This is a genomic window from Cytobacillus pseudoceanisediminis, assembly GCF_023516215.1.
GTDB classification, from domain to species: Bacteria; Bacillota; Bacilli; order Bacillales; family Cytobacillaceae; genus Cytobacillus; species Cytobacillus pseudoceanisediminis.
The window spans coordinates 1,200,128-1,221,248 of sequence record NZ_CP097349.1 but is presented as its reverse complement, the minus strand read 5'-3'; the positions used below and the strand labels follow the sequence as shown (position 1 = coordinate 1,221,248).

Below are 21,121 nucleotides of genomic sequence, written 5' to 3'. Positions count from 1 at the left end.
TCAGACATGGGAAAAGGGATGCCGGCGAACCCCTAAATACACTTAACAAAAACTTTACAGGCCAATTATATTCTATTAATAAAGGACACGTAGAATAAAACTATGCTTACCAATCGAAAGGAGCTGGCGGAATGCTTGAGAAACTGTTCAGATTAGTGGTCCTGACGATTTTTTGTACGCTGTTCCCGTAAGTTGTTATCCTAAAAATTCAGCTTCAAGCACTTCTTCTTTTACCTCTCCATCAAAATATACTCTATACGCCCTTGCATCAGGTCTTGAACTGACAATCCTCAGAATATCCTGGTCTATTTAGTGAATGGCGGCTCCATCATCTGCTGCGATACCAGCTTTGATTTTGTTTTCAGACATTAATCGATGATAGGAAGGCCTTCTATTTAATTCACCATCATAATGAGGACAATTGCTGCCTTTTAAAATCCTAAACATTTTAAGGGATCCAGCTTTTCATCGCCAAAGGAATCTGTAACGCCTTCTTCAAACCAGCATAAAGAGCCGGCGCTTATGCCAGCCAGAATAATCCCTTGATTCCATGCTTTTTTAAGCAAAGCATCTAATCCCCATTCCTTCCACAAAGCAACGAGATTTTTCGTGCAGCCTCCGCCAACATAAATAATATCTTTTTCCATTATAAATCCTTCTATATCTCTGGCTGGCGGTTTAAATAAAGATAAATGGGATGGCTGACAGGGCATTTTTTCAAAAAAATGATAGAATCTGTTTGTATATTGGTCGGAATCACCGCTTGCAGTAGGGACAAAACAGATACTGGGAACTGGTTTGCCAGATTGTTTAAGTATATACGCATCTAATAATGGATTGTCGGGCTCCATAGAAAACCCTCCGCCTCCGAGAGCAATAATTTGTTTCATCTTTCTACACCTCTTAATTTATCAGCGCTTTCAACCCCTTTATCACTTTTTCTCCATCACAGCAAAGTAATTTTCTTCTCCATCCGCAAAGTTAAAAACCCGGCCGGCAGGCATGTCTACCATTTCTCCAACGGTAATATTCTTGTTTGAAAAGTCACTATACAGTTGTTCAATATTTTCCGTGAAGAACATCAGTGAAGGGGTGCCCAGGTTTAATCCCGGAGACATCTTCTCTACCCACTCCTTATTGTGGAGAATGATGCTCGTTTCCGCCTCCTTTGATGGCGCCACTTCAATCCATCTCATTCCCTGGCCATTATCTTCTTCGGCTATTACCTGAAACCCGGCTTTTTCAGTCCAAAAATTCACTGCATCATCCTGATTGTTTACGTATAGCATTATTTGTCCGACTTGTTTAATCATGTTCTCATCCTCCTATCGTTATTTCATATTATACAATTCTGAAAATTAAATCAATTAAAAAAAGAGCTCTGCCCCAGGACAAAGCTCTCCTCCTTTAGTAATAGTAAGGATATGGCGGATACGGGTATGGCGGGTATGGATAGTAAGGATATCCAAATCCTGGTCCAGGTGCCAGCAATGCTCCTGTCGCCAGCCCCCTAAAAATCCAAGCCCCAGTCCAAATCCTGGTCCTCCAAAGCCGAATCCAGGCCGGCCAAACCCAAAGCCTGGTCTCCCGAATCCAAAACCCGGCCGAATACGGTATTCAGGGAAATACATGCTATTTTGCGGAACATACTCCTGTGTCGCAGGCATGTGCTGATATTGATAATCCAAACAGAACTCCTCCTCTGTATTTGTCTACAGTAAAGGATATGCGTCAGATGCCTATGGGGTATGGGCCCCTGCCCTTAATGCGTAAACAATCTTCATTTAGTAGTTAAGTAACCACACCTCTATGAATGATCTGCCATATCAATAATTAAATTGATATAAAAAGAGGGATACTATTGACTAGAAGAAAACAAATTCCTTGTCTATTTCCCGGCTACAGATGGTGCGGTCCCGGCTGCAGCGGACCAGACGGCCCTATTAATGGCGTGGATGCCTGCTGCAGGGTCCATGATAAATGCTGGGCAAGCGGGAGATCTAAATGCTGCTGTGACCAGGAATTCCTTAAGTGCCTTAAGCCAAAGACAAACTGGCCCGGCGAAGAAGGAACAATTGCAACGATCATTTATATTTATATGAAAATCCAAACCGATTTTACCTGCAGCCGGTTTCGGAGAAGAAGACTTTATTAAAAAGCGGCGTTAGCCGCTTTTTTAATGGCCACTTTATTGCTTTATAAAATGGCTTCGATTAAACTCAAGTTGTGTTATCTGAATTATATAAAAACTAAAACCATGGAGGAACTATGAAACTAGGAGCATTTTCAGTAAGTTTAACTGTTAAAGACATTAATAAGTCAAAAGAATTTTACGAAAAACTTGGTTTTGAGGCATTAGGCGGGGATATTGCGCAAAATTGGCTGATCTTAAAGAATGAAAACTGTGTGATAGGTCTATTCCAAGGCATGTTCGAAAAAAACATCCTTACATTTAACCCTGGCTGGAACCAAAACGCAGAAAATTTAGAGGGATTCACTGACATTCGGGAGCTACAAAAGCAGCTGAAGGAACAAGGGATTCAAATTATTAACGAAGCAGATGAGTCAGGCGCCGGCCCTGCAAGTTTCACACTCGAAGATCCGGATGGCAACGCTATTCTTTTCGACCAGCACAGGTAGAATTCTGCTTACATAAAGATAGAAACAGCAGTGTCAATTGACACTGCTGTTTTAGCTCAGAACCATTACAACCGTTCATTTCCCCGTTTAAAGTTCCCCGTTATCTTCGCCATGATTAACTGCCTGCTCTTTTCATCTTCAGCATCATTCATTTTTTTAGAAACTTCTCTGCATCTTTTCCTTTTAGAATTTTCACTTGTTTTCCATTATAATCAAGAAATACTGTGTTATTCTTATTTTGCCGAAAACGAAATGGTTCATCATTCAAACGATTTCTTTTATCAATTTGATCCATTTTCTGCCTCCTTGCTTAACCAAACTATAATATAGAATACTCAACAGGAAAACAGAATTTTATAAATTTACACTAAAGGGATTAGAGAATATTCTATATGCACTTCAGTAAAATAAAATGTATATAATAAACCCATTGAAGAAATGGAGATCATGTCTATGAGCATCATTTTAGCTCTGCTTGCCGCAGTATTTGCATCTTTCACAGCCATCCTCGCAAAAATTGGCATTGAAAAAGTAGATTCCAACCTGGCTACTGCAGTCCGGACGATTGTAGTGGTCATCATGGCTTATCTTATGGTTGTTATTACGGGAGAAACGGAAAGCATCTTGACTATTTCTGTAAAATCGTACATATTTCTCATTCTTTCAGGCCTGACAACCGGCCTATCATGGATTTGTTTCTTTAAAGCCATTCAGATCGGCGATGTGTCAAAAGTAGTTCCCATTGATAAGTCGAGTGTCGTCTTAACCATCCTGTTATCATTTATTATTCTAAGGGAACCCGCCACAGCATTAGTTGTTTCAGGGGAGTCATTATCTCCATTGGAACCTTTGTTTTAATCGGAAAAGACAGAAAAAAGACTTCAAAAAAGAAAGTATTCAATACAAAATCGTATATTTTCCTGGCGATAATGTCTGCGGTATTTGCTGCAGCCACCAATATTTTAGCAAAGATAGGAATTGAAGACGTCGACTCCAATGTGGCTACTTTCATCCGGACAGTGGTCATCATTATTTTCGCCTGGGGGATTGTGTTTTTTCAGCGGACCTTTAAGGATCTTAAAAAAATCTCCAAAAAGTCTTATCTATTTCTTTTCCTCTCAGGAGCCGCAACCGGATTATCCTGGCTGTGCTATTTCGGCGCTCTGGCCATCGGCAAGGTTAGTGTGGTTAACCCCATTGATAAGTTCAGTGTTGTGCTTACAATGATATTAAGTTTCATCATTTTAAAAGAAAAACCGACGTTAAATACAATTGCAGGCGCAATTCTGATTACGATCGGGACGGCACTGCTTATTATCTAGGCGATAATTAAAGTTAAATACATAAAAAAACGGCTTTAATCCTGAGATTAAGCCGTTTTTTTATGATTTTGCATGGAGATTGGGCTTTCCGCAGCCGTTTTTCAGAGCTATATAAGCATTATTGACGTCCTAGTGAAATTTACGTGCGGATAGACCAAATTTACTTTCGGATAAAATATTTTATTTGCACATAACCCTATTTTACTTATGGATAAAACGATTTATTTGCGCATAGCCAATTTCATCATTCTCCTATCCAAAAGCCTGCGAAGCAATAGCATATAAGGATTTGTTCCTCTGCGGCATAGCTGCTGAATTTTTTATCATGACTGGTGGAGTATTTGATTTAACAAAACCGCTTCGCTCCAAATAGGACATAAAATCAGTTCTTCCCTCTGGAACATCAATTCGCAGCTTCCCTTTATGATGTAAAGCCAATTTTTCTACGATTAGAGCAGCAGTTTCTGAATCCGGAGCCGCAATAGGTCCGAGTATTAAATTGACTGGCCCCTGTATGGATAGTCCATATCCAATGATTTCTCCATTATTATTCTTAACAACCAGACATTGTTTGGACTGGCTGATTCGATTGCGGAGAAAAACACTTCGCTTATCCCCAAAGGCAGCCCCGTCCAAATCAACAAGTTTGGTTAAATCAGACTGATTGAAGTCTTCTATGAAAACTCCATCATGATCCAGTAAATTTTCAGGGACAAATTTATCACAAAGAAATTTGCTTATATAATCCACTGTTGTAAAGCCCATTTTTTCATAAAGGGGCTGTCCTTCCTTCGTTGCAATCAGCATTACCGTCCTATCCGCAGTAATACTTTCAGCACATTTCCGGACTGCTTCCATAGCCAGCCCTAATCCCCTGAATTCTTCATGGACAATAACCATGCCAATCGACGCCAGTTTAGTATCATAGGGGATTATTGCTGAGCTTGAAACAATTCTCCCTGCAGAATTCTTATGTCCGAAAACTCTCCCAGATTCCAAAAGTGTTCTAACTTCATTTTCATCATAATCCCATCCAACCGATGCCGATAAATCTATTAGACCGGGAATATCATATTGATTTAGTTCTCCTAACTCTGCTATCATTCGCTTCTCCCTCTTAGTCTTTTGTTTTTTCACCCTAATTAGTATTAAATACCCTTTATACAAAATCCTTCTTACTGTACACATCCCTTTAATGTACTTTGTAAAACGGCCGGTCCCAGACGATTGGTCCTGGAATTGGACAGCCTCAAGCTTACGATCGTTTCAGCAGATAATTCTGCTGAGATTTCATCAAATTTCCCCACCCAAGGCGAACCGCCAAACCAGCTTGGCTGATCTTCCTTAATGGGATACATTTTAAATCTCCAGCTTATTACACCAGGAATTTGAGCAAATCCTTCATATTGATCATAATCCCCAAATGCTGAAGGCTGAGGCATCCAATCAGCGTATATACCGACAGCGGTTCGTTCTCTTACAGGACTTCCTGGCTGATCCGTATATGGTTTCTTTACCTTTGCAATTAAAGCTGTGCCGCTAATATTGGGGACTTCATTTACCGGCTCAAGTACTATGCTACAGGGATAAGTCAGGGATTGGGCATATGCCGAACTATAAGATACAAAAAGTGCGATGAATAAAATCAGGAAAATTTTATTTTTCATATTATTCCCTCCATTTCAAACTAAGTCTTCCCTCCCCTCTTTTATAAAATTCCGCACGAACCTTTACTTATCTAATAATAGCATTTATAATACAACTGTATTTTATCTTTAAGGAGGATTATTAAAAAATGACACACGCAATGAGACTTCGATTCCCAGCTTTGAACCAGTAATTGAATACGTTCAAAGGCTCTGCTTGTGTATGCAGAGTAAATGGGATCAGTCTGTCCTTTTTTAATAATCTTCAATTTATATGGAATAGCGTCAATTTGTTATTTCATATTCTGCCAAACGAAATTGGCAATTTGAGAAAGGCATGATTTTACTGCCTTTCTCTTTTTTTATCTGTTAAACTCTTCCAAAAAACAGGAAGGTTTATTTGCTGACGGCTCTGATCAGCCCAAACCAAATTAGGATGGGTCTTCTTCCCTTTACTCTGAATCACAGGCAGATGCCTGTGATTTTTTTTGTTGAAAGGAAGAGAAAACATGGTAAATCAAAAAATCGCTGCAAAGTTTAAGACTTTCAGTACTTCTCTAAAATGCCCGCTCTGTCAGGAATCATTAGATCTTGTTCAATATAAAAGCCTCTTATGTCCGAACAGGCATACCTATGATATTTCAAAGCATGGATATGTGAACATGCTGAATCATTCTGCCAAGAGCAGGTACAGCAAAACTTTATATAAAGCAAGAGAGAAAATCATCATGGAAAGTGAACTGTTTGATCCTCTTCATGACAAAATTTCAGCCGTCATTCATGACTATTTCGCACATTCCAGCACTCCATCCTTAATGCTTGATGCAGGGTGCGGTGAAGGTTCACACCTGAAAAAGATATTAGAGAAATCCGGGATTGGAACGATGACAGGTGTTGGTGTGGATATCTCGAAAGCCGGGATTGAACAGGCTGCGAAAAATTACAAAAATGAACTATGGCTTGTAGGGGATCTGGCTAAACCTCCTTTAGCAGATCAGTCCTTCAATATGATTCTGAATCTCTTCTCTCCTTCAAATTACAGGGAATTCAAGAGAATTTTGACCTCAAAAGGGATCATCATAAAGGCGGTCCCGCGGAGTGGGCATTTAAAGGAAATGCGGAATTCCTTTTATGGAAGCAATGAAAATAATTTATATAAAAATGATGAGGTCGTTTCCCTTTTTAGAAAGCATTTTACTCTAACTGACACGATTCATGTGACGGATGTAAGAAAAATGGACGAAAGCAAACTTCCGTATTTAGTCAGGATGTCTCCCCTTTCCTGGGATTCCAATCAGGCTGCCATTCATTCTTTTATTGGCAGGAACAGCGGTCATGTAACGTTAGATGCAGATATCCTGATCGGTATAAACAAATAAGAAATGAGGTTTTATGATGGAAAAAGTATGTTTTGAATTAGAAAATATAGAAGTCTCTTATTTAGATAGATTGGTATTGAATATTCCTCGGCTGGCCATTCATCAATTCGACCGCATTGGCATTGTAGGAAAAAACGGGGCAGGAAAAAGCACTCTCCTAAAGCTGATGTCCGGTCAGATACACCCTGACCAGGGAATTGTGAACCGCTTGGCCGATTTTGCTTATTTCGATCAGCTCGCCGCTCCAGAGGCAAGTGATATTGACCCTGGTCTCGCAGGGAAATTATCGATACCTAAGATCGATATGAATCATCTGAGCGGCGGTGAACAAACAAAGCTGAAGCTTGCTGGAATCTTTTCAAACTACTATGAAGGATTATTGATTGATGAACCTACTACCCATCTCGACAGAGAAGGGATCAAGTTTTTCATTGAAGAATTGACCTATTATTATGGAGCACTGGTCATTGTCAGTCATGACCGATATATATTGGATAAGCTTGTCACAAAGATTTGGGAAATTGAACATGGATGCGTGACAGAGTATACCGGAAATTATTCGGACTACAAGGCTCAAAAAGAGCTTAAGCGAACACAGCAGCTGGAACAGCATGAAAAATATCTGAAAGAGAAGTCTCGGCTATTAAAAGCGGCAGAAGAAAAAATGAAAAAGGCAGACAAAATAACGCAAGCCAGCGGACATATCTCAAAAAAAGAAACAAAGGCGAAAGCAAACAAAATGTTTATGACGAAGTCAAAAGAAACAAGCCAAAAAGCCGTCCAGCGGGCAGCCAAAGCTATTGAGCAGCGGGTGCAGAAGCTTGAAGCTGTTGAAGCGCCCAAAGAAGATCCGACCATCCACTTTCATCAGCACCCCGCTCTTGAAATGCATAATAAGTATCCCATTATGGGTGAGAGGATTACGCTGAAAGCAGGAGACCGAACACTTATTAAGGAAGCGAACTTCCAATTTCCGCTTGGAAAAATCATCGCAATTACTGGGAAAAATGGCTCCGGAAAAACAACACTGCTAAAAGCTATCTTCGATCGCGGCGAGGGAACGATTCTTTCTCCGAAAGCAGTTATAGGCGCTTATGAACAAATGGATTACCAATTTGAGAAAAGTAAGCCTGTTTTTGAATTTATGAAAGAAACAAGCGATTACGATGAAAGCAAGATTCGTTCTGTCCTCCATTCTATGAGCTTTACAGGTAATGATCTGAAAAAGGATGTCTGCCGCTTAAGCGGCGGGGAAGCGATCCGTCTCGTGCTTTGCCAGCTGTTCCTCGGCAGATATAATGTCCTGATATTAGATGAACCGACGAATTTTCTGGACGTTTATTGCATTGAAGCCCTTGAACGATTTTTAAAAGCATATGAGGGTACCGTCCTCCTGGTATCTCATGATAAAGTATTTATGGATCGGGTCGCTGACTGTGTATATGCCATTGAAGAACAGCAGCTGGTTTTAAAGCATTACGAATAAAAAAATGGACCCTATCAGCCTATGGCGGATGGGTCCATTGTCCATTTTCACAACCTTCGGGCTCCAATATATAATAATTGTCAAAAAATAAGACAAACTAAGGAAAAAGCGATTAGACGCGGGGGTTTCCAGAATGGGCATTTTCGGAAAAAAATTGGACGGGAGCTTAAATAGCGCTGAACTTTCAGCACTTTGGCATCAGTATATGGGCGATAGTATGGCTATTTGTGTTTACAAATATTTCATTAATGTTGTTACGGATAAAAAAATCAAATCCATTTTGGAGGACTCACTGCTAAGATCAGAAAACCATACCAGCCAGATCACAGCTTATTTAAGAAATTCAAATTTTCAACACCCCATTGGCTTTACAGAAAATGATGTGAACCTTGAAGCCCCGCGTCTATTTTCAGATCAATGCCTGCTATTTTACTCTAAATTGATGACGGCTCATGGCTTAACAGCTTATAGCTTAGCACTGACAAATATTGACCGAAAAGACCTGCAGGACTATTTCTTAGAATGTATCGTCAGTGCCAAAGAGTTATATCAGAGAATCACTGGATTATCCAAGACCTACCCAAACTTCACAACCGTACCGGCTGTTCCTCCATCAAAGAAGATAGAATTTACTGATACAACAGGCATGCTTTCGAATTTAGCAGGTGAAAAAAGACCACTTAACATTTCGGAAATCAGCAGCGTTTTCTATAATTCAATGAAAACAGGATTAGTCAGGACACTAAGCTTAGCTTTTGCACAAGTGGCAGAGTATGATGACGTACGCAAGTTCATGGCAAAAAACGCTGAATTAGCAGGAAAAGATGCTGATAGTCTTGACACCATTTTGCGGCAGGATTATCTGCCTGTACCTTTTAAATGGGATGCAGAAATCACAGAATCAACAGTTAGTCCATTTTCTGACAAATTGATGATGTTTCATGCGGCGTTTTTAGTAAATACAGCTCTCTCGTATTATGGAGCTGGTGCAGGTTCAAGCCTTAGATCGGATCTCAATGTAACCTATCAAAAAGTATCACTTCATGCTGCTCAGGCAGGTGCCCTTTGCTATAAAATTTTGGTTAAGCATAGATGGCTTGAACAACAGCCGCAATCCGTGAATAGAAACGCCTAAACGATCTTCAATTCGAAAAACTTTCACCAAAAAAATTTTTTATTCTTTGGATAAAGCTGCAACCGCTTCTATCTCAACTAATTGGCCGCTATAACCTAAAACGGTTACACCGGACAATGTACTTGGAACATCATGTGAGCCGAATTCTTCTCTAACTGCCTGCCAGGCTGTCACCAAATCTGCCTGGTCTGAGGATGCGACGAGAACTCTTGTATAAGCCACATTCTTTAATTCTGCCCCGCATTCCTTTAATGCTGACTTCAAGTTCTCGACACAAAGCTTGGCCTGTTCTTCATATCCGCTTTGCTCAGGCACTTTTCCAGTGGCATCAAGCGGGCAGGCTCCCGCCATAAAAAATAGGTCCATTCCGGAAGGAACATGAGATGCATATGCATAATCAACTGACGGTAATTTCGATGAACGGATTAAGGAGATATTTTTAGTCATTTCAGTATTCCTTTCTATTGACGGTACCTATTTTAATTCCGCATTTATGCAATTTTTTCCTCTTTCAGTTAAACTGTTTTTAATAGTTTCTCTAAAAAGGCGGGTGGCAATGTGGGTTTAAAACGGTTGTTAAAAATGATTTTAGCCTATTCTCTTTTTATAATAATGATTGGATGCTCAACTAACGCTGGGGAAGAAGCTGAATTCCCTCCATCGATGAATGCAGTTGCCGAAGTGAACGGGACAGATTATCAAATGGAAAAAGGAAATGAACAGTGGGTTAGAAAAAAAGGGCTAGAGACGGAAACTATGACAACAGATCACGCATCACCGAATCAAATGGCAGATCATCTAACACCTATTATGATGAAACCAGACCAAAAAGTTAGGATTAAGATTGAAGATCAACCAGTTATTAAAGTGTACTTATGGAATGAAACAGGAAAAGAAAAAGAAATAAAGCTTGAGAATCATCAAATTACTGTACCTTCAAGTAAAGGCAGCTATATTTATGAAGTCTTAGCAGAATGGCCGAATGGAAAAGTCTCTTATACATTTTCAGCAGAAGTCCAGTGAGGGAAACCATTATTATGGCTTCCTTCACTGATCTGCTGACCTTAGTCTTTCATGATTCTTTTCTCTTTCAGCACCTCCACAGCAATATTCTTAGCCTCCGTACCTGTTCCATCAATATTCACCGAAAACACCCATGTCTCCTTCTCTGTTTCAATAAAACCAACGTACCAGCCCAGTCCCATGTCAGACAGCCTTGACCCTGTTTTACCATGCAGGATGAACTGATCCTGCTCGTCCTGAATCATCATTCGTTTAACTGTCTTTTGGTTCTTTTGTGAAAAAGGCAATTCTTCTTCAACCAATTTTTCGATAAAATCAGCTTGCTCTGCTGCGGAAATTTTCAGGCTGCTGTCCAGCCAAAAGGCATCGATTCCTCTTGATATGTCCTGGTTTCCGTACTGGATGTTTGATACGTATTCCTGCATCTTCTTTTCACCAATCGTTCTCGCCAGGTCCTGATAAAACCAGATAGCTGATTCCCTCATGGCAGAAGCAAGCGAATGATCCCGGTTCCAGCTTTCGAATTCCCGTTCCACTCCATCCCACCTTTTCACTTCGTATTCATCTCTTACAGCGGCAGTTTCCAGTCCGATTAGGGCATTGGCGACTTTAAAGGTTGATTCAGGCGTCAGTCTCTCTTTGCTCCTCTCCTTGTTGTAGACATAAACCTTGTCATTCTTAAGACTTTTGAGAACCATAGTGCCCTCTGTTCCTGCAAAAGCTTCTTCAATGTGCAGATCCTTTGTGTTTTCTTTTCCCCCTAATGCCCCAGCACCTGTACCCGTCAGCAGCAATAACACGGAAAGGGCAGCAATACCTGCTCTTCTCATCCACTTCATCTTTTCTTCCTCCTTCATATAAAATAGGATTTCTGTCATGATGTCAGCTCTTGTATTTGTCCCTTATACTATAAACAGCATGATGGATACAGAAAAGAACAGTTTTGGCCATCTGTACCCATACAAATTCAACGAGCGGAGTGTTTTTATGGGCAATAAATATGATGAACTCATAGAAGAAATTCAATCAAGACTAGATGATGAACGCTTGAAAGCCGGAGGAAAGCTCCCTTCCATTCGCAGGTTTGCCAAAGAATTTAACTGCAGCATTAACACAGTAATGAGAGCTTACAGTGAATTGGAAAAGGCACATCTCATCTACTCTGTGCCAAAAAGCGGCTATTTTGCGGTTGGTACTGATATGCCAAAAAAACAAAAACCTATGATCATTGACTTTGTCTCAGCAGGACCGGATAAAAGCAAGATGCCCTACCGTGATTATCAGCATTGTATGAATCAGGCAATTGAGCTATATAAAGAGGAAATGTTTCAGTATTCCCATCCCCTCGGTTTGCCGAGTCTTCGGCATCAGCTTTCAGCTCAGCTTCAGGATCTGCAGGTTTTCGCCCCGGCTGAAAGAATTGCGGTGGTATCCGGCTCCCAGCAGGCTCTGGATCTCTTGGTCTCACTCCCTTTTCCTAATAATAAAACAGAGATCTGCACAGAACAGCCAACCCACTTCAGTTTCATAGATTCCATCACTTCCCGCGGCTTGAAGCCTATTGGCATAGAGGTAAATCAGAAAGGCATTGACCTCAATTACTTAGAAAAGATATTCAGAGAGAGAAACATCAAGTTTTTCTACACTGTTTCCAGATTTCAAAACCCTACAGGCTGCAGCTACTCCAACCAGGAAAAAAAGGATATGGTCGAGCTCGCTCAGAAATATGATGTCTACATAGTGGAGGATGACTATATGGGTGATCTTGATACAAGAAAAAAGGCAGATCCCATGTTTGCCTATGATCCTTCCGGAAGAGTCATTTACACAAAAAGCTTTTCGAAAGTTTTGCTGCCAGGGCTGCGATTAGGATTGGCAGTTCTTCCAGAAGCCTTAATGAAAAGTTTTACACAGGCCAAATTTGCAGCGGACGTCCATACACCCGTCCTCACACAAGGGGCACTTGAGATTTACTTAAGCAGCGGTATGTTCAAAGCCCATATTGAAAAACTCCGGCGGCAATACAAGAAGAAGGGTACCATTCTCCAAAAAGCATACCTGGAGCATTTGCCTCCCAATACTTCATTTACTGGCGGGGATTCGGGATTCTATTCGACAGTTGTTCTTCCGGGCAGAATGAAGGCGAAGAATCTTGTAAAGCATCTTCAAAAGAAAAATGTATTGGTTCAGGATGCTGCACCAATGTATCTTCCAGAATATCTAAAGGAAAATAGAATTCGATTGAGTGTCTCTCAGGTGGAGGACCGGATAATTGCAGTTGGTGTGAAGAAGATCGGGGATGGGATTCGTGCGTTAGCTCATTCTTATTTCTAAAAGATATGGACTGACCCCCGCCACCCAAGATGACATGACACCCGCTTAACAAACATATCTATAATAATGGGGTTCCTATATCCATAAAAGGAGATGGTTCGATTGAATCCTTATTATTATCCATATTATCGGACAACAAGCTGGGGAGATATTTTAACACTGCTGCAGCAAAGTTTATATGCTGAAGAAATGGTTTGTTCCATGAGTTCTGAGCTTTTTCATATTCCTGAGACCAAAGATTTAAAAGGAAATGCAGAAATGCACAAGCATCTGGTTCCGGCTTCGTATCACCGCGTGACCACTGTCGGCTGTGCCCGCAGACTTGTGAATGGAGAGCAGCGGCAATCGATAATCGCTACATTGGCGGCCTGCATCGTAAATGCGGAAAATGAGGATAAAAAGGTGCGTGAAGGGCTAAATACGATGGAGGAAAATGCAGGTCCTGAATATAAGGCGTTTATTAGCCTGATCATCAGATGGCAGAACCAGGCAGAAAATTATCTATCTCAAGCAAAAGCAGCATTGCGTACGATGGGTGTTACTTTTCCTTCCGCTGGAAGCGGCCCGGAAAATGGAGAATATAATCTTTATTAAGATGGATTCCACCAGTTCAGTGTCAAGAGCCGCAATACCATTATGAGGTAAATTTGAGAAGGTATAGAAAGCTCAGGAGAACTGAGCTTTCTAAAGTATCAGCAAAGTTTCTACTGTTTTAAAGCAACTCCATTATCCATACTCACAACAGCCTTCCGTTTCCCCCTCAGCCAGGCAAACACAATTGCCGCAATAAGCGTAAACCCTAAATATCCCATCAAAGGATAAACCGTTCCCACCAGCGTAATAAAGCCTGCAAAACTGGCTCCAAACGCTGCCGCACCAAATAATACAGCAAAAAGATTAAATTTAGGATTTTCCCTTTTCACGATCCTGGCCGTGAAGGCATACAGCATACCAACAGCGGTATTGTAAATCATGCCCAGCAATACAACGAACATCAATAATCCAAATACAGGTGAAATTTCATTGGCAAGAGCAAGAATCGGCATGTCAGAGCCATCCACAACATTCATTTTGACAAGCATGGCTGCATTGATTATTAAGATAAGAATTCCCAAACCTACACCGCCAAGGATGCCCCCATTCCTGCCTGCTTTTCATCTTTAGTGGTTCCGCCCATGACAGCAAGCATTGCAGCACCGGCCGCAATATTGTATGAAACATATAATAGTCCGCCCATAAACCAGTTGGAAGCGGCTGGGGTTTGGCTTTCTGCCAGTTTCTGTACTTCAGAGAAATTAATCCCCATCGTGCTTAGGGCATAACCGCCAATGACAATCACCATTACTAAGAGAAATGGTGTAACCAGGCTGATAATGGAAATCACTTTTTGGATATTCAGACAAACGGTCAGGATCGTTAATATAGCCATAATGACATTGCCGGCCATGCTCGGGATTCCGAACTGCTCTTCAAAAATGGATCCCGATCCGGCAAGCATGACAGCGGCCACACCGAAAAGGAAGAAGGTAATAATGAAATCGACGGCTATCCCTAAATACCTGCCGCAAATATGGTAAATGACATCTTTATGGGAATCTGTCTGCAGACGGCTTCCAAGCTGTGTTAAGTTCATCCCCAGAAAAGCAAAGAAAATGGTCGCCAGAATGGCACCGCCTATCCCCATCCAGCCAAAGCTGGTAAAAAACTGCAAAATTTCCTGGCCTGAAGCAAAACCCGCTCCGACTATGACCCCGATAAAAGCACCGGCAATCTGAATACTCTTTTTCATTCTGATCCCCCTTTTAGATATTTGAATTTTTCGACAACTCCTCTTAAAAGAGAAAGAGAGAATTCTCTCTCCCTTAAGAAAAGCTCTTTTCAAAAACAGTAAACTGTTTAATGGTTTCATAACTTGGCTCATATCCAAGGCCAGGTTTTCCTGGAACCTTGATCATTCCATCTTCGACAGTTACTTCAGGGTCAATCAGATCCTTCTCCCAATAGCGGGATGATGCGGCTGTGTCCCCTGGCATGATAAAATTGGAAAGTGTGGTTAAGGCAATATTGTGTGCTCTGCCGATCCCGGATTCCAGCATGCCTCCGCACCATACTGGAATGCCCCGTTCCTGGCAGAGATCATGAATTTTCTTCGATTCTGTCAGCCCGCCGACCCGGCCGATTTTGATATTAATAATTTTGCAGCTTCCCAGCTCAATCGCCTTGCGCGCATCTTCATAGGAATGAATGCTTTCATCGAGGCAGACAGGCGTTATGAGTTCTCTCTGCAGAACGGCATGATCAATAATATCATCTGATGCCAGCGCCTGCTCGATCATCATTAAATCAAATTCATCCAGCTGCTTTAAAAGATTGATATCTTCAAGGGTGTATGCTGAGTTTGCATCAGCCATAAGCGCTACATCCGGGAAATGCTTTCTCACTTCCCTCATGACTTCAACATCCCAGCCTGGCTTGATTTTCACTTTGATGCGCTTATAGCCTTCCTTTACATATTCATCAATGAGGTTCAGCAGTTCATCAATACTATCCTGAATCCCGATGCTAATGCCCACCTCGATCTCATTCGCTGTACCGCCAAGAGCCTTTGCAAGCGGAATTCCCTTTTGCTTGGCATATAACTCCCAAACCGCCCCTTCGAATGCTGATTTCGCCATATTGTTTTTCCGTATGTAGGAGAGAGTTTCCGAAACTTCATCTGGATGCTGCATTTCTTTGTTTAATAGATTCGGAATAATGAAATCTTCAAGCATATGCCAGTTCGTTTTCAGCGTTTCTTCGTTATACCATGGTGAATGAAAGGCAACAGATTCTCCCCAGCCGCTCACACCATTTTCATCCTTGGCTTCCAGCAAGAGAAATTCCTTATCCTGAAACGTGCCGAAGCTTGTTGTAAATGGAGCTTTCATTCTCATTTTCATATGCCGCAATACGACTTCTGTCACTTTCATATTCATTCCCGCCTTTTCCTGTTAGTTGAGTTTAAGCTGATTCCTCTGAACTAATACATAGTAATGCACAGGGCCTTCCAGCCCTTTTTGAAATCCTGCCAAAGCGTACCCCTTAGAAAATAACTCCTGAAAAATCCTTCTTGTTTTAAAGCGCCAATCGATCGCAAGCTCGAAATTCTTATTTTTAATCATCTGGAAGTTTGCCGGAATCGGAACAAGCACTGGACCTTCCGCAGCATCCCATTCAGTATTTAATAAAACAGGAAAGTCGTCCTCTGATACTCCCCATGTGCGTCCGCTGTTTCAATGCCTACTGGCTCCTCCACATGCGAACTGGTAATCCACCATTCTGCCTTTAAACGGTCTGTCGGCAGCCCATGATTCAGGCTATCATCCATATCTCCGTAGCAATTCTCCACATAAGTGGAGCAAACCGCATTCAGCTTGGAAAGATTCAAGTAAGCATTCCGGCTTTCCAGCGGATCAAAAGTCCAGGTGATCAGGTCATAGCCCATACCTGAAGCCAGTTCTTTTTGCTTCTGCTTCAATAATGCCCCCAGTCCCTTATCCTGGTGGTCAGGGTGAATGCCCAGCATATGGGAGCATAAATAGCCTTTTCCCTTGTGGAAACCTGGAAATCCGTAGCTGAATCCCACAAGGTTATCCTCTATAAATGCCCCGAGCAGCAGCCCTCCGTTCTGGGCAGCTGTGATGGTTTGATGAACCGGAAGGGGATCCATATTCCAGATTGTCTTCTCCAGCCTTTGTATAAGATCCATATCGGATGCTGTCTTTAATACCCGTAAATCCATTGTCACAGCAGCCATCTTCACTCCTCCTTTTCCAAAGTGGCCATTACGGCTTTGGCCAGTATTTCCATTCCCGAGTAAATCGCTTCCCGATTGAACGTCATGTCCGGATGATGCAGCCCCGGCTTTAAATCACAGCCCAATCCAAGCATCGTGGCCTTTATATTCGGCTTCTTGAGAGTATAAAAATGGAAGTCTTCCCCGCCCGAAGTCACGATTGGTTCCCTTAATTGGCCAGCTCCCAGGACATCAACTATTGCCATCTCCAGATACTTCTGAGCTTCTTCATCTACTTCAGCTGCTGCCACATTCGCTTTCATCTCAAGGCTGATCTTGACTCCATACAGCTTGGATAAATACTCAGTGATCGTTTCTATTTTTTCTCCCAGTGCAGTAATGATTTCATTTGTTTGTGCCCTCAGATCCAGGCTGAAGGACGCTTTTCCCGGAATGATATTGCCTGAGTCACTGCCGGCATGGAATTTGGTCATCTTGGCCGTATGCGGAACCATCGGATCCAAATGAATATTTTTAATTTCATGAATGAATGAAGCACCGATCTCGATGGCATTCTGCCCAAGGTGCGGGCGGGCTCCATGGGCATCTTCCCCGATAATTTCCCCGGTCAGAAACCTTGCAGCGCCATGGTAAATGGCTGCAGACGCTTCTCCATCTCTTATTTCCTGGATTGGCCTCAGATGTACACCGTACAGGTAATCCACATCATCCAGCACGCCATGCTCAATCATTTTCAAGGCACCAGTGCCCTTTTCTTCAGCCGGCTGGAAGATGAATTTCAGTTTGCCTTTTTTGGGGAAGCCAGCCTTTTGAAGCAGCAGCATGGCCCCAACCCCCATTGTCATGTGGGCATCATGTCCGCACGAATGATTGGCCTGAAACTTGCCGTCCACTTCCTGCCAAAGTGCGTCCATATCCGCTCTCAGCGCGACGCATGGACTCCTTCCCCCACTTCAACAACCAAACCAGGGCAATCCCCAAACAGCTGAACCTGAAAACCCCGGCTTTCCAGGAATTTCCGCAAGTACTCTGTGGTCTTATATTCCCTCCAGCTTACTTCCGGGTTTTCGTGCAAATGATTAAAAACCATATCCAATGCAGGTTTAATCTGTTCAATAATTTCCTTCAATCCATCTTCCCTCCCGGCTGAATAAAAAAATGTTCACTATCCAGCTTTTCATATTGCTCTTTCCTTTTTTGAAATCGGTCACCATCTTGAATCGACACACCCGCAATCACCGCATTCAGAAAGGAAAAGAGTGCTGGCGCAGCATCAATCGTCGATTTTTCCGATGAATGGATTTGAAAAAGCAAGTCGGCATGCTCTTTAATCGGTGCGATTGCTGAATCCGTGATGCCAATTACAAATGCACCCTGCTTTTTCGCCAGTTCCGCCATTTTAATCGTATCTTTCATGTAGCGGTCGAATGAAATCGCAATAAACGTCGCTTCTTTATCCATTTCAGTGATCGTCAGCAGCAGATCATCCGTATCCGGCCGGATCAGCTTCGCATTTCCCCTTACCACCCCAAGGGTAAAAGAAAGCCAGCTTGATGCCGCAAAGGAAGACCGCAGACCTGTAACATATATTTTTTTGTTTTGATCAAACGCTCCACTAAAACATCAAAATCGTCCTGACTTATATTCTGAATCGTTTCTCTGATATGGAGACAATCCTTTTCCATCACACTCGCAAGGAACTCCGGCTTTTCTGCCAGTTCCACCTTGCTGGTAAAATACTGACCCAGTGTGCTATTCGCCTTCAATAGCTGTTCCCTTACCATCTTCTGCAGCTCCGAATAGCCGGAAAGCTGAATCGAATAGCAGAATCGGATGACTGTCGTTTCGCTTACCCCGATTCTCTTGCCAATCTCACCCGCTGACTTCACAGCAAAATCCTTAGGGTGATCCAGTAAATACTTAGCGGCCTTCTGCTGCCCTTTGGAGAGGTTATTAAACTCTTTTTCGATCACTTCTTTTAATACCATTTAGACTCACCTTAATATTATGAAGTTTAAGCTGAATTTTTTAAATTTATGAAGTCTGAACTTCGTTTTAACTAAACTATCATATATTTCTTTGTAAAACAATAATAATTCTGAAAATTTTTTAATTAAAAATGACACCCTTATATCGGATGCCAATTTCTCTTTTTATATACATGATTATTCTATAATCCCCGATTGAACAGCATTCACTTTTGCTTCAATCTTTATTTCCATTTGACTATACTGCTCTTTCCATTCCTTACGATTAAAATCAGAGCGCTGCCTTGCCTTTTCCCCGATGCCAAGGGGATCTGTATCCAGTTCCTGAAACCTCTTGATCATTTTCTCTGCTCTCTCAGTTATTTCTTTTTCCACTGCTTTTTCAATTCTCTCAATCGTTTTCTTGTCTGTAAGATCTAAATTAACCCCTTCCATCGCTCTGCCGTTTACTTTCACCTTAAAAGTGGCTATATATTTCCCATTCCTCTTGTCCACCCTTATTTTAGGTTTTGATGACAGGTTTTCGAGACTTACATCTTCTCCCCGCTAAGTTCTACTTCAAATTGTCCCCGCCGGAATTTTTCATAAAGGATTTTAAAGATATAGGCATCACCAAAGCTGATTGTATCAACTAGCTTATCTTCTTTAAAAATTCCCATTCCGCTTACTTTCAAATGCTTACCCTGTTTCTCAATTAAAGGTAAAAATGGGTCGGCATCTTTGCTGTAATAGTGAACAAGAAAACGGTGTAAATTTATCTCAGGAATAGTCGCCTCAAGATTCTGTTCCACCACATCGATTAAATACTGTGATACAGAATCACTTTGCGAGTAATTTGAATCAATAATGTCTTTCGCCTTCTCTTTCGATACTACAAGCAGCAATTTCCGGCCAATACTGGGGTTTCTCTGCAGACTGTCTATTTGTTTTTCAATCCCATGCTCTGCGAGCTCCTTATTGAAAATGACTAATCCCACCCTGCCAACGACTATGGGCCTTGCAGCTTCCGCCTGAATCTTTTGCCTGATCCGTTTACTTGTCTTGCCTGTTGCAGAAAAAACCTCATTCACCGGTAAAGACTGTTCACCTGGAGGTATATTGGAAGAGCCTGCTGTTCCTTCAAATTCCTCACCATTAACATAATCATAGCCAATGGTCTGCACTAATTGGATATCCTCCAATACCTTTGGACTTGGAGTACAGCCTGCAAGGAGGATTGTAATCAAGGAACAGCATAAATAGTTTTTAGCATTCATCCTTTTTTCACCTTCATGATGATATATTGTAAGACCAGCAAGCATGGTAAGTAAAAGTAGATAGTATATAAACCCATTTGGGAAACAGCTTTCTGCAGCACATCAATTTGCTGTCTATCCGTTAGAAGAATGCTGATGAAAAACAGCAATAGGCAAAAGATCCTCAAGGCATTTCTTTGAGTGACAGGAAACAGCCGATTCAACCCCCGGCTGGCACACCAGAGGCCGATGCAGATATTCGGCAGAATGGTAAAAAACCATACGGAAATTCCTATGTATTCGAACCTCTCCACAATGATTAAGTCCACGATTTTCCATAGTGTGAGTGTAGCCCAAATGGTGCCTTTCAACTGTTCCTGGTTGAAGTATACAAACGTAACAAAAGCAGTCAGCAGATAAATAAATATGCTGAATAGCACGCCGAAGTATGCCCACTTTTCAGATTTCGGACCATCTTTTATAAAAGGATAAAACATAAATAAGGTCTCAAACCCGAGAAAATTAAGGGTCATTTCTTTTGAAGCTTTAAATAATTGTGCAGGAGAGGCATTCAGGATTGGCAGAAGATTACCATAATCGGCATACTGTAAAGGATAAAACTTCACCAATAATAATGGCAACCCGTATAAAATCCCTAAATAACTTACCCCTGTTACAACCCGAAAACCTCCTGTGACATAGGAATAGGATAAAAAAATGATAATGAGTACGAATATCCATTCGGAGACTTCGGGAAATACCCATACCTGGAGCACTTCCACATATGATCTAAGTACAACCAATGCAAAAGCAAAGAAGTATAAGGAAAATAGAAAGCTGAAAAAACCGCCGATCCATTTTCCCATAATATCAGCATGTATGGCTACGATGTCGTTGTTTCCCTTGTTTAAGATGCGATAGGAAACCCATATCAATCCAATAATGGAGGCGCCGGATGTTAAGATTGCGATCCAGGAACTATAGCCGGCCGACTGGACAATAACTCTTTCGAAACCTAGGATACCAACGCCTATTTGCATAGCATGTATTAAATAAAATACAAAATAGGGCGATACCATTTTATCCTCTTTAGGCAATGGAAACATCAACTAGCCTCCTTTATCGGAACATATTTAC

Annotated in this window: 22 protein-coding genes and 6 pseudogenes; 11 read left to right on the top strand and 17 right to left on the bottom strand. The window is 41.6% G+C overall.

The features are described from left to right. Positions 1-195: 195 nt before the first annotated feature. The 3 genes and pseudogenes from M5V91_RS06505 to ymaG form a co-directional block, all read right to left on the bottom strand. A pseudogene (locus M5V91_RS06505) lies at positions 196-890 on the bottom strand (Type 1 glutamine amidotransferase-like domain-containing protein). A gap of 42 nt (positions 891-932) precedes the next feature. Continuing rightward, on the bottom strand, positions 933-1,313 hold the full coding sequence (locus tag M5V91_RS06500; RefSeq protein ID WP_009334195.1) for a VOC family protein: 381 nt from the start codon (positions 1,311-1,313) through the stop codon (positions 933-935). 94 nt (positions 1,314-1,407) lie between these two features. Then, positions 1,408-1,631 (bottom strand): annotated as a pseudogene (ymaG, locus tag M5V91_RS06495) (inner spore coat protein YmaG). A gap of 230 nt (positions 1,632-1,861) precedes the next feature. Between ymaG and M5V91_RS06490 the strand changes: the two are divergent. Both M5V91_RS06490 and M5V91_RS06485 read left to right on the top strand, forming a co-directional pair. Beyond that, entirely contained in the window at positions 1,862-2,155 is a 294-nt protein-coding gene (locus M5V91_RS06490) for a phospholipase A2 family protein (protein WP_034296979.1), read from the top strand. Positions 2,156-2,268: 113 nt separating this feature from the next. After that, complete coding sequence (locus tag M5V91_RS06485; protein WP_217026706.1) at positions 2,269-2,640, top strand: VOC family protein; 372 nt, start codon at positions 2,269-2,271, stop codon at positions 2,638-2,640. Between the two features lie 65 nt (positions 2,641-2,705). Here the strand turns inward: M5V91_RS06485 and M5V91_RS06480 are convergent. Then, positions 2,706-2,935 (bottom strand): annotated as a pseudogene (locus M5V91_RS06480) (hypothetical protein). 158 nt (positions 2,936-3,093) lie between these two features. On the opposite strand from M5V91_RS06480, the gene M5V91_RS06475 reads away from it, so the two are divergent. Beyond that, a complete protein-coding gene (locus M5V91_RS06475; RefSeq protein ID WP_284521918.1) occupies positions 3,094-3,498 on the top strand; it encodes an EamA family transporter in 405 nt (134 codons plus the stop codon). Between the two features lie 71 nt (positions 3,499-3,569). Further along, on the top strand, positions 3,570-3,962 hold the full coding sequence (locus tag M5V91_RS06470; RefSeq protein WP_284521917.1) for an EamA family transporter: 393 nt from the start codon (positions 3,570-3,572) through the stop codon (positions 3,960-3,962). Between the two features lie 252 nt (positions 3,963-4,214). Here M5V91_RS06470 and M5V91_RS06465 read toward each other — a convergent pair whose 3' ends face one another. Continuing rightward, the gene (locus M5V91_RS06465) at positions 4,215-5,066 is read right to left on the bottom strand and encodes a GNAT family N-acetyltransferase (protein WP_251264935.1); all 852 of its coding nucleotides are present in this window, start codon (positions 5,064-5,066) and stop codon (positions 4,215-4,217) included. A 71-nt stretch (positions 5,067-5,137) separates the two neighbouring features. After that, positions 5,138-5,629, bottom strand: coding sequence for a YoqH family protein (locus M5V91_RS06460; protein WP_009334189.1), 492 nt, complete (start codon positions 5,627-5,629; stop codon positions 5,138-5,140). A 128-nt stretch (positions 5,630-5,757) separates the two neighbouring features. On the opposite strand from M5V91_RS06460, the gene M5V91_RS30335 reads away from it, so the two are divergent. The 4 genes from M5V91_RS30335 to M5V91_RS06445 all read left to right on the top strand — a co-directional run bounded on the left by M5V91_RS30335 (position 5,758) and on the right by M5V91_RS06445 (position 9,608). Further along, complete coding sequence (locus M5V91_RS30335; protein WP_108721263.1) at positions 5,758-5,802, top strand: erythromycin resistance leader peptide; 45 nt, start codon at positions 5,758-5,760, stop codon at positions 5,800-5,802. 315 nt (positions 5,803-6,117) lie between these two features. Next, positions 6,118-6,987, top strand: a complete 870-nt coding sequence (locus M5V91_RS06455; protein WP_251267305.1) for a putative RNA methyltransferase — start codon at positions 6,118-6,120, stop codon at positions 6,985-6,987. Between the two features lie 16 nt (positions 6,988-7,003). Then, complete coding sequence (locus M5V91_RS06450; protein WP_019383420.1) at positions 7,004-8,473, top strand: Msr family ABC-F type ribosomal protection protein; 1,470 nt, start codon at positions 7,004-7,006, stop codon at positions 8,471-8,473. A gap of 133 nt (positions 8,474-8,606) precedes the next feature. Beyond that, on the top strand, positions 8,607-9,608 hold the full coding sequence (locus M5V91_RS06445) for a DUF3231 family protein (RefSeq protein ID WP_019383419.1): 1,002 nt from the start codon (positions 8,607-8,609) through the stop codon (positions 9,606-9,608). Between the two features lie 39 nt (positions 9,609-9,647). Here the strand turns inward: M5V91_RS06445 and M5V91_RS06440 are convergent, their stop codons facing one another. Then, on the bottom strand, positions 9,648-10,055 hold the full coding sequence (locus tag M5V91_RS06440; protein WP_009334185.1) for a RidA family protein: 408 nt from the start codon (positions 10,053-10,055) through the stop codon (positions 9,648-9,650). Positions 10,056-10,166: 111 nt separating this feature from the next. Between M5V91_RS06440 and M5V91_RS06435 the strand changes: the two genes are divergently transcribed. Beyond that, positions 10,167-10,631, top strand: coding sequence for a hypothetical protein (locus tag M5V91_RS06435; RefSeq protein ID WP_009334184.1), 465 nt, complete (start codon positions 10,167-10,169; stop codon positions 10,629-10,631). Between the two features lie 41 nt (positions 10,632-10,672). On the opposite strand, the gene blaOXA is transcribed toward M5V91_RS06435, so the two are convergent. After that, positions 10,673-11,470 (bottom strand): class D beta-lactamase, encoded by a 798-nt coding sequence (gene blaOXA / locus M5V91_RS06430; protein ID WP_439649974.1) that lies wholly within the window; start codon positions 11,468-11,470, stop codon positions 10,673-10,675. A 37-nt stretch (positions 11,471-11,507) separates the two neighbouring features. On the opposite strand from blaOXA, the gene M5V91_RS06425 reads away from it, so the two are divergent. Together M5V91_RS06425 and M5V91_RS06420 are read left to right on the top strand one after the other, a co-directional pair. Beyond that, positions 11,508-12,965, top strand: coding sequence for an aminotransferase-like domain-containing protein (locus M5V91_RS06425; protein ID WP_175502198.1), 1,458 nt, complete (start codon positions 11,508-11,510; stop codon positions 12,963-12,965). Between the two features lie 102 nt (positions 12,966-13,067). Next, positions 13,068-13,559: a hypothetical protein gene (locus M5V91_RS06420; protein WP_019383414.1), complete on the top strand. Its 492-nt coding sequence runs from the start codon at positions 13,068-13,070 to the stop codon at positions 13,557-13,559. Between the two features lie 110 nt (positions 13,560-13,669). Here the strand turns inward: M5V91_RS06420 and M5V91_RS06415 are convergent. The 9 genes and pseudogenes from M5V91_RS06415 to M5V91_RS06380 all read right to left on the bottom strand — a co-directional run bounded on the left by M5V91_RS06415 (position 13,670) and on the right by M5V91_RS06380 (position 21,090). Further along, positions 13,670-14,754 (bottom strand): annotated as a pseudogene (locus M5V91_RS06415) (YkvI family membrane protein). Positions 14,755-14,827: 73 nt separating this feature from the next. Further along, a complete protein-coding gene (menC, locus tag M5V91_RS06410) occupies positions 14,828-15,934 on the bottom strand; it encodes an o-succinylbenzoate synthase (RefSeq protein WP_284521915.1) in 1,107 nt (368 codons plus the stop codon). A 21-nt stretch (positions 15,935-15,955) separates the two neighbouring features. After that, a pseudogene (locus tag M5V91_RS06405) lies at positions 15,956-16,761 on the bottom strand (GNAT family N-acetyltransferase). A gap of 2 nt (positions 16,762-16,763) precedes the next feature. Beyond that, a pseudogene (locus tag M5V91_RS06400) lies at positions 16,764-17,890 on the bottom strand (M20 peptidase aminoacylase family protein). Continuing rightward, positions 17,887-18,336: a MurR/RpiR family transcriptional regulator gene (locus M5V91_RS30330; protein ID WP_369425979.1), complete on the bottom strand. Its 450-nt coding sequence runs from the start codon at positions 18,334-18,336 to the stop codon at positions 17,887-17,889. Before M5V91_RS30330 ends, M5V91_RS06400 begins: the two are co-directional and overlap by 4 nt. Then, positions 18,282-18,749, bottom strand: a complete 468-nt coding sequence (locus tag M5V91_RS30325; protein ID WP_369425939.1) for a MurR/RpiR family transcriptional regulator — start codon at positions 18,747-18,749, stop codon at positions 18,282-18,284. The genes M5V91_RS30330 and M5V91_RS30325 overlap by 55 nt, the downstream gene beginning before the upstream one ends. Positions 18,750-18,926: 177 nt before the next feature. Then, positions 18,927-19,244: a Ger(x)C family spore germination C-terminal domain-containing protein gene (locus tag M5V91_RS06390; protein WP_284521914.1), complete on the bottom strand. Its 318-nt coding sequence runs from the start codon at positions 19,242-19,244 to the stop codon at positions 18,927-18,929. Positions 19,245-19,279: 35 nt separating this feature from the next. Then, entirely contained in the window at positions 19,280-20,005 is a 726-nt protein-coding gene (locus M5V91_RS06385; RefSeq protein ID WP_284521913.1) for a Ger(x)C family spore germination protein, read from the bottom strand. Further along, entirely contained in the window at positions 20,002-21,090 is a 1,089-nt protein-coding gene (locus tag M5V91_RS06380; protein WP_009334173.1) for a GerAB/ArcD/ProY family transporter, read from the bottom strand. Before M5V91_RS06380 ends, M5V91_RS06385 begins: the two co-directional genes overlap by 4 nt. Positions 21,091-21,121 lie beyond the last annotated feature (31 nt).

Excerpts from the sequence above, each read along its gene's own strand:
- M5V91_RS06440 (WP_009334185.1), bottom strand. The coding sequence starts at position 10,055 with ATGACTAAAAATATCTCCTTAATCCGTTCATCGAAATTACCGTCAGTT.
- M5V91_RS06425 (WP_175502198.1), top strand. The coding sequence starts at position 11,508 with ATGATGTCAGCTCTTGTATTTGTCCCTTATACTATAAACAGCATGATG.
- M5V91_RS06465 (WP_251264935.1), bottom strand. The coding sequence starts at position 5,066 with ATGATAGCAGAGTTAGGAGAACTAAATCAATATGATATTCCCGGTCTA.
- M5V91_RS06450 (WP_019383420.1), top strand. The coding sequence starts at position 7,004 with ATGGAAAAAGTATGTTTTGAATTAGAAAATATAGAAGTCTCTTATTTA.
- M5V91_RS06460 (WP_009334189.1), bottom strand. The coding sequence starts at position 5,629 with ATGAAAAATAAAATTTTCCTGATTTTATTCATCGCACTTTTTGTATCT.
- M5V91_RS06470 (WP_284521917.1), top strand. The coding sequence starts at position 3,570 with ATGTCTGCGGTATTTGCTGCAGCCACCAATATTTTAGCAAAGATAGGA.
- M5V91_RS06455 (WP_251267305.1), top strand. The coding sequence starts at position 6,118 with ATGGTAAATCAAAAAATCGCTGCAAAGTTTAAGACTTTCAGTACTTCT.
- blaOXA (WP_439649974.1), bottom strand. The coding sequence starts at position 11,470 with ATGAAGTGGATGAGAAGAGCAGGTATTGCTGCCCTTTCCGTGTTATTG.
- M5V91_RS06385 (WP_284521913.1), bottom strand. The coding sequence starts at position 20,005 with ATGAATGCTAAAAACTATTTATGCTGTTCCTTGATTACAATCCTCCTT.
- M5V91_RS06475 (WP_284521918.1), top strand. The coding sequence starts at position 3,094 with ATGAGCATCATTTTAGCTCTGCTTGCCGCAGTATTTGCATCTTTCACA.
- M5V91_RS06380 (WP_009334173.1), bottom strand. The coding sequence starts at position 21,090 with ATGTTTCCATTGCCTAAAGAGGATAAAATGGTATCGCCCTATTTTGTA.
- M5V91_RS30325 (WP_369425939.1), bottom strand. The coding sequence starts at position 18,749 with ATGGTATTAAAAGAAGTGATCGAAAAAGAGTTTAATAACCTCTCCAAA.
- M5V91_RS06500 (WP_009334195.1), bottom strand. The coding sequence starts at position 1,313 with ATGATTAAACAAGTCGGACAAATAATGCTATACGTAAACAATCAGGAT.
- menC (WP_284521915.1), bottom strand. The coding sequence starts at position 15,934 with ATGAAAGTGACAGAAGTCGTATTGCGGCATATGAAAATGAGAATGAAA.
- M5V91_RS06485 (WP_217026706.1), top strand. The coding sequence starts at position 2,269 with ATGAAACTAGGAGCATTTTCAGTAAGTTTAACTGTTAAAGACATTAAT.
- M5V91_RS06445 (WP_019383419.1), top strand. The coding sequence starts at position 8,607 with ATGGGCATTTTCGGAAAAAAATTGGACGGGAGCTTAAATAGCGCTGAA.